The sequence below is a fragment of the Prevotella pallens genome (assembly GCF_900454935.1).
Classification (GTDB): domain Bacteria; phylum Bacteroidota; class Bacteroidia; order Bacteroidales; family Bacteroidaceae; genus Prevotella; species Prevotella pallens.
This window is the reverse complement of the sequence record NZ_UGTP01000005.1, coordinates 93,558-107,164: the sequence shown is the minus strand read 5'-3', so window position 1 is coordinate 107,164 and position 13,607 is coordinate 93,558. Positions and strand designations below refer to the sequence as shown.

The following is a 13,607-nucleotide window of genomic DNA, read 5'->3' as shown; positions in this document are numbered from 1 at the left end:
CCTATAAAACTCTTCATTCATATAATTTTTTCATATAGCTTTCTGAAATTAATTCTCCAGGTTGCATCTTTAAGCGATAGATTAATACTTGCATTTCGCCAAGAGGTATGTAAGTTGAAAGTTTGAGCTTCAAGCAAGGACTTCCTTTCGATGAGCCGAAATATACTTTCTCCACCTTGTAATATCCATCAATAGCCCCTGCCACCATTGGCAAGAAATATTCGATATCCATCAGGTTGATAGTGGGAATCTTTTCCATGACGTAGGTGGTGGCTTGATGATTGGCAAACGCTTCAGATTCTCTGTCTGTTTCGCGCACAAAGCCTGTAAGCACATTCTTTACCTCTTTCTTAGGGATGGGGTCCAAAGTTCCCACTTGCCCCAATACTGGAATGTTCAAATCCGAATCAAGCGTGAAAGAAGGACTTACATGAAAAAAACGCTCCACATTCTCTATCATCGCATCATTGTTTGCCACCTCGTTCGCTATCACCTCGGGGCGTATTTTTATTTGCTCCCACAATCCGTTATCCCCCTTCTTTAGCAATGCCAAGATAAGGTAGTTGCTGTTTGCATGCGGACGATACAGTTTGCCATTCAGCAAATGGAAGTTGTTTTGAACGTATTCATGGCAATCCATTCCATCGCGTGGCTGAAGGATGCGGAAGTCATATAGCTTGTTCAGCGTGGCTTGAATCCTCAATCTGAATTCCTTCCGCACATAGGCCCGCCAGTTCGATTGCTGACGTTTGTTATCACGTCCATATAGGGACACGATAAAAAGGAAATTAACATCGTAGTGACACAGCAGCAGCGTGTCTCTGTCAAACAGTCTGTTCTCGTACTGCCTGTTGAGTTGCACATTCCTATCTTGGCTGTTCAATGTTCCCTCGTTGAATGATAGGAATTTATCACCGCTGTTCGCCCTGTTGGGGATTCTGGCACTAATAAAGAAATTAGGAATGGGATTGTAGCCCTCTGTGAGTGCATCACGCAGTTGCGGTTGTTCGTTTGCTGCACCATCCAAAAACAGGTTCAGGTTCCACTGAATCACATTCTTGGCGTAGGTGTATTGCTTGTAAATGGAATTTGTACCCAAATGCACCGCATCGCTCTTCGTGCGCTTGTAATACTTGCTGTCGCCTATATAATAGGTCAGTTCGGCAGGAATGTCGGATTGTTCTATGAGCCCTTGCCCAATAAACATATGGTCAACCAACTTGCCATCTTTTTGTTCCAACAGTTCCTTTGGTAAGTCTTTTTTGTCGTTTCCACCAATAAGAGCATCAATCATCACCTCAAAAATGTGAGCAAAGTCCTTGGTCAGCAGATAGTCTGTTTCAATTTGGTTCATGGCAATCTTGTACTCTCTGTCAAAGAAGGCATAGCACAAATCCCAAATCCGCAACGCCTTGTCGCTGAAATATTTATATTTTATCTGTTTCAGTCTTTTACACCCAATATTCCGCTCTATATATGCCCTTCGTAACCTTTCAATACCAATCAAAGGATATTGTATATTGATTTCAAAACTAAAACCATGCGTCTGCTTGATATAGTTGAGAATGGAGAAATAGATAACAAGCAGCTCTTCATCGAAGTTCATAACTTTTTTCTTGTTGATGGGCGAAACATAAATAGGCTTTCCTCTTTGAATGATGGCAGGCGAATTCGCAATGGTTTTCGTCCACTGAATTTTATTATTCCCCGAATGCAGATTCTTTGCAATAAAGGTGAAATAATCTTGATTGTCCTTATTGAAATCTCTCAAGGCTATAATAACATCGAGCAGCGTGTTGTGTTTTTGCTTTCTACCACTGCTTTCTTTTTGATGCTCCCTGCTTTCAAGAATGTTGTCATTGTTCGTTTTCCGATACACGCTGATGGTGCGATAAATCCAAATGGAAAGGTTGGACAGAAATGCCTTGTACTCTTTGCACCCTTCTTCCGTAAACTTCTCCTTTATCCGCTCATTCTCAAAGTCTATAATCTCCAATGGCGAAGCTCCGAAAATGGTGTCGGTTTGATCGTTGCTTTCCGTTTCACCAGTCAGCACCACTTTGGGCAAGAAGAACACTACATCCTTGGCAGTCTTTGAATAGCAGTACCCCACATAGGTGAACAATTGTGTCTTTTCTATTTTGGGAAACGACACAATGCCTTCAAGAATGTCCTTCACAGTCAAGCCACCTCTAACATTGTAATTGAGTGCGTATGGGTATCCTTCTATAAATAATAGCATTGAGGGAGCGTGTTTAGTTTACTTTTTCAACCTTTAAATTCCATTCAGCAGGAATAGCAGAAATCAAATTGTTTATAATAACTTTTCCGCCCCATCCGTTCGTAGATACATAAATTTTTTCTCCATTGCAATCTATTATTTCCACTCTCGGTTCTATATCCCTCCTTAGTTCGTATTCAGCTTGAGTTTCGATAAAGTGAGACACAAATGTTCCAAGGGCTTTCCAATTATTAACAACTTCAGTTGCGGTCAATGCAGGGTGACTCGCTATGTACTGCTTCACTAATGTTGCAGCTGCCATTCTCTTAGCCACCGGTATACCTCCATTTATGGAATATTTTGTATAATCCTTTGATGGATTGGAATCACCATCTTGATTATCCTCAATGCCTGTTTCATTTGTTGTATCAGAAAAAAGTTCTATGCCAAGCGTTTCCAGCATTTGTATAAGCTTTGTTTGCCCCTCTGCACCATATAATTCCGAAAAAGACACCTCTCCCGTTTCGCTTGTCATGAAAATATCGCCCTCACCATCTTTACATACATCGTTCCAAAGATAGAAAAGCACTTTGTTTAGCAGCATTTTTTCTGTAATAATGCTATCGTGAGGATTCACAAAATAGTCGCCCAGCATCTTGTCTTCGCTGTGCGTTGTGTCAAAAATCCTCTTATTGATTTCTTCTTGGAACGATACCCAAGAATACTCCTTGCTACCAACTACGATTTTCCATTTTTTATTCTTATATTTGATGGGTTCATACTCCCAATCCCATCTGCGCTTGAAGGCACTATCAATGGGGAATAAACTCTGGTCGCTGGTGTTCATCGTTGCTAGGATGAAGAGGTTTGCAGGTAGGTGCAGTTCACCATCTTTAATTCCGTCGTTCTCTGTCCCCAATGTCTCTTTCAAATAAGCCTTGAGATCGGTGTCTGCCTTGATAGTGTAGCTCGACTCGCCTTCAGCATTTCTGTCCAGTAGTTGAAACAAATCACCGAATATCTGTGCGCAATTACCACGGTTTATTTCCTCTATTATCAAAAAAACATCCTCATCCGTTTGGTAAGCACGCACATAAGCATTGAGGAAAACCTGTGGCACAAAATGATAGCCTATTGTCTTATCAACGATAGGTTCATTCTTCTTTGCTTGTGCCAGATCATCGTCCTCGTAGTATTTGGTCTTTACCCCTGCATCTGTGTAGCGGTATTGTTTCTCTATAGCAGGCTTGTAAGCCCCCACAAAAGTAGCGTAATCGCTATCAGGGTGGAAAGTAGTGCGGAAGATGTTTTCTTTTGGCACATCATTGCTTTCCAAATACTCTTTTATTTTATACGACTTACCTGTACCTGGTGCACCATAGTAGATTACCTGGTGGGGAAGGTTATTGCTGTGATATGATACCTTCATTATACTAGAAGGGAATAGTCCTGCTATATCTTCATCTGTTAGTAGAGATGGTGATGTTGAAAAAGGACTCTTAATCAGCTTTTCTATTTCTTGATGATAATTCTCTGTGTCAGGCATTAATAAGTTTATCATTTCAGAAGAAACTATTTGTTTTAGCGTGTTTTGTAAGCGAGCAAAAACAGAACTTTCTTGAAGAATAGCAACATCTCTATTTATCCAAATAACTAAAGCAGCTTTAACCTTATCCGTTTCTAAATAAGAATTTATGTTCTGATAGAGCCCTGAATCTTTTATCAAAATTCCATCACGAATGCGAAACAAAGGAGAATTACCCCGTTTTGGATAATCAAAACGATTTGTTGGATTAATTAAAGAGGCTTTTACCTGCCCTGCTGAATAAAAATTACTCCCTACATTATAATCGCCATTGTGATATTTGAGTGGATAATAAAAATTAGGAGTATAGAATTTTTCCCGGACAGAACAAATCTGTCCAACAAAGCTCTCAAAAAGTTCTTTATCGTTTTTTTCTCTTGAACTGCACTCGCTAATTCCTTTTTTATTGCAGAACATATCTAATGCAATAAAGTATCTTATTGCACTAACTTTTTGTGTAGCCCCTTGTAAATTGGGATCTGGAGAAATTGATGATAATACTCTATACGCATTGAGTATATCCTGCTTATTTATGTAATCCATAATTGCTTATAGTTTTTATTAAAGCCGATGCTATAACCCATCCTAAAACAGGTGGTACTGCATTTCCAATTACCTTGTAGCGAGATTGTAATGGAATAGAATCAAAATGATAATTATCAGGGAAAGATTGAATTCTTGCAATTTCGCGCACAGTGTACCTCCGATTTTCTATTGGATGAGTAATTCCACAATTCTCTGGCTGAGCTGATGCTGTTATCGTCCCATTTATTTCGCCCAATGCAAAACGCCTATAGAACTTTGGAGCATGATATTTTTGGGGGTTGTCATAAATTCGTTTAAACCTTGGAGGTAATTTTTCGTAAGGAATGTCCTTCCACGATTTCCCCTCTGTAGAAATTTGGGGTATCTCTGTTATATGGAATGGTTTTGCAAAGAAAGACAGATATTCTTTACCAGTTTTGCAAGGACCAATCATATCAACCATATACTGTGTTGCAGCAGTATACTCCCAATACTCTGACCCGCTTACGCCATTGAGATTCTGGAGTACACTTCCAACTAAAAGATTTTCATAATTGCCGTGGCAGAAAGATGGAATATTATGGTCTACAACAATATTAGCCATTTCGGCAAAATCAAATGTGGGTAAATTACGCTCTGTTCCGATTATTAGAACTCTGTAACGTGATTGGGGAACGCCATAATCTTTTGCACAGACCAAATGAATTGCAACATTATATCCCATATTTTCCATTCTGTTTTTAATTTCTTGTGGAACGGTTACACCCGAAGGCATTTTTGAAGATAAGATGCCGCGCACATTCTCAAATACAAAAGCTTTAGGTCGTTTCCCTATCTGAATTTTTGACTTCAATATTCGTTCACATTCTTCAAATAATGTACCTCGACCATTGTCATCATGGATTCCTTTTCTATTTCCAGCATTTGAGAATGGTTGGCAAGGGAAGCCTGCCAAAAGAATATCGTAATCGGGAATTTCTTCAACATTAACCGAACGAATATCCCTTAAAAGGCATTTTGCGTGATTATTTTTGGCCAATAAAGAATTAGAATTATAGCAGGTTGCTGCATCTGTATCAAAATCATTTGCAAATACAATTTCAGTAGGTAATTCCGGATAAGATTTCCCCATAAAATCGAATCCTCCTATAAATCCCAAATCTAATCCTCCACAACCAGAGAACAATGACGCTATCTTTATTTTATTTTTCATCTTTAACGAGCCTATTATTTATAAGGTTCTACCAAATCTTCAAGTGTAACGTCTAAAATCTTGGCGATATTGATAAACTGTGCAACAGAGGGTTGCATCTTGTTTGTAGACCATCTTGACACAGTCATTTCCGTAACGCCTAATTGTGCAGCCAACCACCGATTGGTGATGTTTTTCTCTGCCATGACAACGCGTAGTCGATTTGGATAATTGTTCATGCTCATATTTAGCACATCATATTATACTTAATTTGTGCAAAGATAAACATTTATCTTTAATTATCTACTTGATTGTCAGAATTATCTCTGAACAAAAACATTTAATATAGTTTATGAGGTTTTTTATAGTTTAATTTATTACCTTTGCACATATTACTTCGTGTGTTCTTTGAGGTGTTGCAGAATAAAGAAGGAGTAAGAAACTCGCTCGTTTCCATCTCGTAACCCATTTACCCTTTATTCATTCTTATTTTATTGATTATCTGAAAGATACAATATTCTTGAATCTTTTGCGGGCATAGTCTGTTGCAATCAGCATCTTTGCCCTTTCCTCGCTCTCACTCAGAGGTGCTCGTCCCAAAAGCGTGGCATCACCACTCTTAGCAAACTCCATCAGTTTGCCGATAAAAACTTCCTGCTCGGGTGTCGGTGGTATGTTATGCAGTATCTCGTTCTTCTCCGGACGGTCGATACCGATGTCCTTGGCAGTGCGGAAATCGCAAATCTCCGCATAAAATCATTTCACGAATAGTAAAATCCTGATTATTAGACGTCTGAGAAGGATATGTGTTAAAGGGGGAACGAATAAGAAACGAGCAAGTTTCTTTCCAATTCTTTATTCTGCAATGTCTCAAAGAACCTTCTGTTAATGCTGCAAAGATAGCAATTTTCTCGTAGAAAACAAAGTGGACGGGAAGAAATTGGACTATAAACTTTGAATTTCTTACATCTTAGTTAAATTCTCTTCATAGTCCTTTTTCGATGAGATGTTAATATCGATAAGATATTGATAATCAGAATATTTTTTAATAAGTCAGTTCTAATTGAGTGTCGTAACTATGAAAACGAAGCCTTCTCAAATAGCCATAAGATGCAATATGGTGCAATAAAACAAAAAAATCCTCAAAAATAAATTCTGATTTCTTTGGATTTCTCAAGAAAGTTATATACATTTGCCAATGAGGATATAACTAATAAACAGGCTTATGGTCGTAGCTCATTCTTTGAATGGATTTCACTCTCCGTCTACGAAATATATCCTTCTTATTCGTGGCGTTTGAGTGTTGGCTGAAATTAGGGCAAGATAATTTCAGCCATATAGGTTTATTGCACATTCTGAGTTATCCACTTTTTAATGCTTATTAATTTTACAGGCCCATGAGACGATATTTACTCCCATCGCCCGACCATCCGGAAAATAACGTGAAGTACCATTACTGTGGTATCAACTCTTCTTACAACCGTAACGGCAGATTGATGCTTCGTGAGGACGGTAGTGGTGCTATCGAGTATTACTACGGCAGCAATGACGGCGAGAATTTTCTAAACTGTTTTTTATATAATTTTTTATTCATGAAAAAAATACTCATATTATTGGGCTTTTGCATTCTCTCATGTAGAGGATTCAGCCAAAGTGTTCGTTTCGCTTACGATGAGGCTGGTAATCGGGTTAAGCGAGAAATTGTTATTAGCAAACAGAAAGCTGGAGCCCAAGCTTCTACTTCAGACGGAAAAAAGGTATATTCCGATATGCTTGACGATGTAGAGGTTAAGGTGTACCCCAATCCAACCAAAGGAAATCTTAAGGTTGGAGTGTCACATGCTGACTTACCGTTCACAGTTCAAGTTTTTTCCTCGGCTGGACATGTTGTTGGAACATATAAATCCAACAACGGTTATGTTGACGTAGATATAACCAATCAGCCTAATGGACTGTACGTGTTGGTTATATCTATGAGCGGGAAAGAAAGTACATGGAAAATAATTAAAACGAACTGAATATGAGAAAAATTTATTTGGTATTTGCTTTTTTGTGCATACAAAAAGTTTGTATACATGCGCAAAACGAACAGGAACGATTTGTCAACTGGAATGACGAACAGTATTCTATGTATGAGGACTCCATATACAAAGCTTTGTATGCTCCTGTCATCGCATACAAAGAAGAGACTCCTGCATTAACCGTCAACAAGTCTTTAAGGAAGAGCAGGAGTAAGATGCCTGTAAATATTGTGGGACTCTCGAACGTGCCAAACACCAAGTCCATAGATACATCGAAAGGGGTCGGAGAAATTCCCATAAAATCAGGCATCAGTCAGACTGGCGCACGTACATATGAAGTACCTATCAGTGTCTGCAAGGGAATGAATGGCCATCAGCCTACCCTTTCGTTGTCATATAATAGCCAGCAAGGTAATTCTGTTATGGGCATGGGATGGAATATAGGAGGCTTATCTAAGATTGTCCGTACTGCCCACTCAATCCACTATGATGGTAAAACGCAAGGTCCTTCAATGAACATGCAAGATGCATTTGTGTTGGATGGTATCCGTCTCATTAAGACGAATACTATTTCTAACTATCAATTGTACGAATCTGAACAAGGAAATATAAAAGCTAAAGGATACTGGACAGATAATGACGTCAAATATTTCGAGGTATTCTATCCGAATGGAGCTAAAGGTGTATATGGCTTTCAATCCAATAGCCAAAAAGTCGTAAGCTATCCTTTGACTTCATTGACTGATTATAATGGAAATGTTATATCTTACTCCTACAATCTTTCCAATAATCACTATGTAATCAGTAAGATTTCATATAACAATTCGTCTGTGGAGTTTAAATACAAAACTTCACGTCAAGACCCCATTACTATGTATTGTGGAGGAATTAAAATATATGAAAACAGCCTATTGGATGAAATTACAATTAGATTAGGTGGCAATACGATATGCACTTACAGTTTCAGCTATTCTGTAGTAAATTCACATTCATTCCTTACTAAAATCAACTATTCGTCAGGGAATTCGTCTTATAATCCGCTGGAGTTCTACTATGGTCAGGGACCTGTGTCTACAACATTTGAAAAGGATACGACGCAGCTCATGGAATGGTATAATTCTTCAGACCCAAACATGATTAAGGTCATCAAAGGAAAATTTGACTATTTCAATGGTCAAGATGGTCTTATTGCTCTTCCTAATAAAAATCCATACTGGAAGCATTATCGTCATTCGACTATGTTTCGACATTCACAAAATCGTTTTGATAACTATTATAAGGGTGATGAAAAGATATTCTTGTACACCACCTTGGATGAAGGATGGTCATTGCCTATGCCTAATCTATTGACAGAAAAGGGGTTCATCGATATTCTTTGTGCAGATATTGAAGGAAAACAGCAAGAAGATGTTATAAAGATTAATAACATAGTTGAAAACAACAATGATAAAGTGACATTCTCCGTATATCGGACCCATTTCGCAGGAATGGGAAAACTATACACAAGAACGTATGATTTTCCAACAGTCTATAAGGATGCTGATGGAGCTCGTAGCATACAGCCAAAATACTATTACACCGGAGATTTCAACGGAGATGGCAAGATTGAAGTTATTGCCATGTCTGTACATCGCCCATTTGGGGATACTACAAAGCCTTCCAAATGTTATGTTTTTGATTTGCAAAACAACGAAGTGTTGTTCCAAAGCCATGTATTAGATTTCAACGTTGATTTTGTCGGAATACAACAGTCGGATGCAACAGCTGCTGCAAACAATACGGACAAACTTGTCATGCTCGATTATGACGGAGATGGAAAAACTGATTTGTGTCATATTAATGAGAAAGGTACGACCATATATACTTTTGATGTCAATGGTCCAACATGGTCCGTTAGAAAAATCGCAACTTATTCCTCTTTGACAAAAGCAAACCTTGCCAACAGAGAGTTGCTTACTGGAGAATTCAATGGTGATGGTCTAATGGATTTGCTGGTATCACCAGATAATTCGACCAATGGAGGCTCTACCTGGGATGTATACTATTCCATGGGAAATGGTTCTTTTGATAAGGTAAGCGTTGCAGGCACGTATAACACCAAAGGCAACTCCAAATTCCTTACACAGGACATTAATAATGATGGAATTACAGATGTAATAAAATACAACACAAATGGTTTCTATACTTATTTATCTAATGATAAGGTGTTTGGAGGAAATACAATATACACAAGTTTCTCCAATCCCTCATCTGTGATTGTACCCACAAATTTGAACAGCAACAACTCATTTACACAATTAATAAGTCTTAAAGAGGGCAAAGCGGTAAAACACCATTTCTCAAGAGATGACAACAAATCAAGCAAACTCACAGGAGTAATTAATAGCCTTGGCCAGATAGAAAAAACATATTATCATTCTCTTGATGATAAAGCTGTTTATTACAGAACTGGAACAAGGGTATTCCAGCATGGGTATGGAGCTATTTTCCCTTATGTTAATATAAAAGAGCCTTTGTTAGTTGCCGCTTCTTCCGAGACATATCTGAATAATGAACTTCTGGATTACAATGCATACTCATACGTCAATGCCGTCGTTCACAAACAAGGACTCGGGTTCCGTGGATTTGAGCAGATTCGTACAGTAAACAGTAGACATCAGTCATTCACCCAGACCTATGCGCCATACAACTATTGTGTTCTTGTAGGTGAAGAGACTCCTACTTCCAAGAATATATATGGTTATTCTACATCCATGTTGCCAAACAAGACGACAAAAATCCGTCTGATGCATAAGGAAGAGAATAACAAACTGACTGGAATAAACTGTTCCACAGATTATACATATGATGAATATGGTTATCCATTGTCAGAGACTGTAAAGTATTCTGACAATATAACCGTGAAGACAGAGTGTGTCTATAATGCAAGTACCGATCTGACAGAACTTTACATGCTTGGCGTATTGAAAGACAAAACCACAACAACAACATCCAATGGCACTTCACTTGTAGACAGAACCTTTGTTCCTGTATGGGGAAACAATCGCCCTATAGTTAAAGTACATTCAATTAACAATAAACAGGCAAAACAAGACAACTTTTCGTACGACAATTGTGGAAATATAACATCTGTATCAACCAGACTGTACTCAGATAACAATGTGCAGAAGACTCTTTATACATATGATACATACGGGCGAATAATTCAGACGACCAGTCCTCTCGGTCTTGTCACAAAACACTCATATGATGCACTTGGTAGAGTCCTTAGCACTACAGATTTTCGAGGGGGTATAACAAAATTTACTTACGACGAGTTTGGTCGTGAGATAGGTGTCGTGTATCCTGACAATACCACTAAGACGACCTCGTATTCATGGTATATTGATGGTAATTCAAAATATGCGATTACTGTTTCTGGAACTACACTCCCAACAACAGTAACGATATGTGACGCATTTGGTCGTGATGTATGGAATCAAGTCAAGCAGTTCAACAACACAACTGTTTCTACAAGAAAAGTGTATGACAAATATGGCAATTTGACTAAACAGTCTCTCCCATATACAGGCAATACACCTTCATTATGGAATAATTATTCTTACGATAATTACGACAGACTTGTATCTGTCACAGAAGCTTCTGGACGGATGACATCCTATCAATATTCACAAAACTCTGTGACAACAGAGGAGGACAATATTGCTAGAACTAAAACGTACAACAGTCTGGGGCAACTGGTCACAGCTACAGATCCAGCTGGAACTATCAGCTACAGCTTACATGCTGATGGTCAGCCTATGGAAATCGTGGCACCAGGAAATGTGGTCACAACATTCGCCTATGATGATTATCGTAGACGCATCTCTCTCACGGATCCAAGCCTCGGCACGTCTGAATACGAGTATGACACAAGAGGAAATCTTATAAAGGATACTAACGCCAATGGCCAATCAACCATCAACGAGTATGATCCATACAATAGACTTGTCAAGAAAAATACCCCTGAGTTTACAACATCCTACACTTACAACTCAAGAAATGAGCTTATAAACGTAGTTTCTGACAATGGCACATCAAGTTCGTATACATATGATAATTATGGGCGGATTGTGTCAAGTCGAGAAAATGTACAAGATGGCAAGTGGCTTCAAAAAGACCTGGTGTATTCAGCTGGCAAACCTTCCAGCATAAAGTACACCTCACAAACCGGTGTTCTGGTTAAAGAGAATTTTGAGTATGCGAACTCGTATCTTGTTAATGTAAAACTGGATGATGGCACATTGGTTTACAAACTTACAAAAGAGAATTCTTTTGGCAAACCGACAGAGGTTATAACTGGTGGTGTCACTCGAAAATACGGCTACGATAATTTTGGAATGCCAACATATTTCCAAGCAAGTAATGCGACAGGTTCAATACAGAACATTTCTTTATCCTTTGACAAGGACACAAGAAATCTTCTAAGTCGTAAGGATGCGACCAGAAATCTTGAGGAAACTTTCTCATATGATAATCTTAACAGACTTAACGGGTATGGTGAAGAAATTGTCGAGTATGACAACAAAGGAAATATTACGAAGAAGAGCGATATTGGAACATATAATTACAGTTTAGCCAGCAAGCCCTATGCTGTAACTGGTCTTTCTGTAAATTCTACAGTTTCAACTTCAAGTCAAGATGTCACTTACAACTCTTTCTTCCGCCCAAGTAGCATTTCAGAAGACGGATACCTTGCCAAGTTTTTCTACAAATCAGAATATGACAGAACGAAGATGAGCCTATCCAAGAACGGTCTGCTTCAATCAACAAAATATTATATAGCTGGTAATTATGAACTAGAGGAAACAACCTCTGGTACAGTCGAGCGCATGTATTTGAATGGTGATTATTATAGTTCTCCTGTTGTATATATCAAAAACAATGGGCAGGCAGGTGTATTGTATAATATAATAAGAGACCATTTGGGCAGTATAACTCATATAACAACGATTAATGGAGAAGTTATTCAAGAACTTAGTTATGACGCATGGGGACGACTGCGTAAACCGAACATATATGCTTTATACGAAAAAGGTAAAGAGCCATCCTTGTTCCTAGGGAGAGGCTTTACTGGGCATGAACACTTAATACAGTTCAGTTTGATAAATATGAACGCTCGTTTATATGATTCAGAATTGGGAAGATTTTTAAGCCCAGACCCATATTTGCAAATGCCAGATATATCTCAGAATTTTAACCGGTATAGTTACTGTATAAATAATCCATTACGTTATACTGATAAAAGTGGAAAATTTTTCCTTTTTACAATACTAAATGCTGCAAAAGATTTTATCGTAAATTCTTTTGTAAAAGTTTGGAGTCAAGGATTTAAAGCATGGACAAATAGTAGCAATTGGCATTCTACTACTATGGCTTTTAAAATTGAGTCAGGAATATTCAAGGGCAATTTTAAGCAAATTGCTTCACGACTTACCTGGGAAGCCCCTCAGACATTTTTAGGAGAGCTTATAGGAAATGTGCAGAATACCTTTTACGGTGTTAGTAGTGTATCAAATTATGGTGGAGCGACTGCTGTTGAATTTTATTCTGACCAATGGGGAGCTTTTACTTTAGGGAGCTATATTAATGGACAAAGAGGATTGCATGCGGATCCAAGCAATCGTTTGTTCCAACATGAATATGGTCATTATCTACAAAGTCAGAGTATGGGTCTGTTCTATCTACAAAGAGTTGCTTTACCAAGTATGTTTGATGCATGGACAAATAAAAGTCATTCATATCATGCAGCAGAACAAGATGCCAATATAAGGGCATATAAGTATTTTTCTAAACATGTTCGTGATTTTAATGTTTGTGATGATAGAGGCAGATTATTAAGTACAGAATGGAACAGTACATATAATCCTATTTTAGGATATGACTGGCATTACGGTATTAATAGTGACAAAAATCAGAAAGCACTAAGTGCAGGAAGACTTTCATTGGGATGGGCTGACTATGTGTTCGGACCATCATTTCTAATACCAGGCATAATAGATATTTTTCAACTAAAGCAATAAA

At 38.2% G+C, this 13,607-nt stretch carries 6 protein-coding genes and 1 pseudogene; 2 read left to right on the top strand and 5 right to left on the bottom strand.

What is annotated here, in order from left to right:
* Positions 1 to 13 precede the first annotated feature (13 nt).
* The 5 genes and pseudogenes from DX009_RS12540 to DX009_RS13850 all read right to left on the bottom strand — a co-directional run.
* Positions 14 to 2,242: an LlaJI family restriction endonuclease gene (locus DX009_RS12540; protein WP_115084332.1), complete on the bottom strand. Its 2,229-nt coding sequence runs from the start codon at positions 2,240 to 2,242 to the stop codon at positions 14 to 16.
* Between the two features lie 13 nt (positions 2,243 to 2,255).
* Positions 2,256 to 4,349: an McrB family protein gene (locus DX009_RS12535; protein WP_245944667.1), complete on the bottom strand. Its 2,094-nt coding sequence runs from the start codon at positions 4,347 to 4,349 to the stop codon at positions 2,256 to 2,258.
* On the bottom strand, positions 4,333 to 5,544 hold the full coding sequence (locus DX009_RS12530) for a DNA cytosine methyltransferase (RefSeq protein WP_115084331.1): 1,212 nt from the start codon (positions 5,542 to 5,544) through the stop codon (positions 4,333 to 4,335). The genes DX009_RS12535 and DX009_RS12530 overlap by 17 nt, the downstream gene beginning before the upstream one ends.
* A gap of 14 nt (positions 5,545 to 5,558) precedes the next feature.
* Positions 5,559 to 5,768 (bottom strand): helix-turn-helix transcriptional regulator, encoded by a 210-nt coding sequence (locus tag DX009_RS12525; protein WP_036877587.1) that lies wholly within the window; start codon positions 5,766 to 5,768, stop codon positions 5,559 to 5,561.
* A 253-nt stretch (positions 5,769 to 6,021) separates the two neighbouring features.
* Positions 6,022 to 6,279, bottom strand: a pseudogene (locus tag DX009_RS13850) (helicase); the annotation flags it as partial.
* Between the two features lie 641 nt (positions 6,280 to 6,920).
* Here DX009_RS13850 and DX009_RS12515 point away from each other — a divergent pair.
* Together DX009_RS12515 and DX009_RS12510 are read left to right on the top strand one after the other, a co-directional pair.
* Positions 6,921 to 7,541 carry a T9SS type A sorting domain-containing protein gene (locus tag DX009_RS12515; RefSeq protein ID WP_115084330.1) on the top strand — a complete coding sequence of 207 codons (621 nt, stop codon included), beginning with the start codon at positions 6,921 to 6,923 and terminating at the stop codon, positions 7,539 to 7,541.
* 2 nt (positions 7,542 to 7,543) lie between these two features.
* The gene (locus DX009_RS12510; RefSeq protein ID WP_115084329.1) at positions 7,544 to 13,606 is read left to right on the top strand and encodes an RHS repeat-associated core domain-containing protein; all 6,063 of its coding nucleotides are present in this window, start codon (positions 7,544 to 7,546) and stop codon (positions 13,604 to 13,606) included.
* The last annotated feature ends 1 nt before the right edge of the window (position 13,607 follow it).

What these genes read in the sequence shown, in the direction of transcription:
- DX009_RS12540 (WP_115084332.1), bottom strand. Translation starts at nt 2,242, where the DNA reads ATGCTATTATTTATAGAAGGATACCCATACGCACTCAATTACAATGTT.
- DX009_RS12535 (WP_245944667.1), bottom strand. Translation starts at nt 4,349, where the DNA reads ATGGATTACATAAATAAGCAGGATATACTCAATGCGTATAGAGTATTA.
- DX009_RS12530 (WP_115084331.1), bottom strand. Translation starts at nt 5,544, where the DNA reads ATGAAAAATAAAATAAAGATAGCGTCATTGTTCTCTGGTTGTGGAGGA.
- DX009_RS12525 (WP_036877587.1), bottom strand. Translation starts at nt 5,768, where the DNA reads ATGAGCATGAACAATTATCCAAATCGACTACGCGTTGTCATGGCAGAG.
- DX009_RS12515 (WP_115084330.1), top strand. Translation starts at nt 6,921, where the DNA reads ATGAGACGATATTTACTCCCATCGCCCGACCATCCGGAAAATAACGTG.
- DX009_RS12510 (WP_115084329.1), top strand. Translation starts at nt 7,544, where the DNA reads ATGAGAAAAATTTATTTGGTATTTGCTTTTTTGTGCATACAAAAAGTT.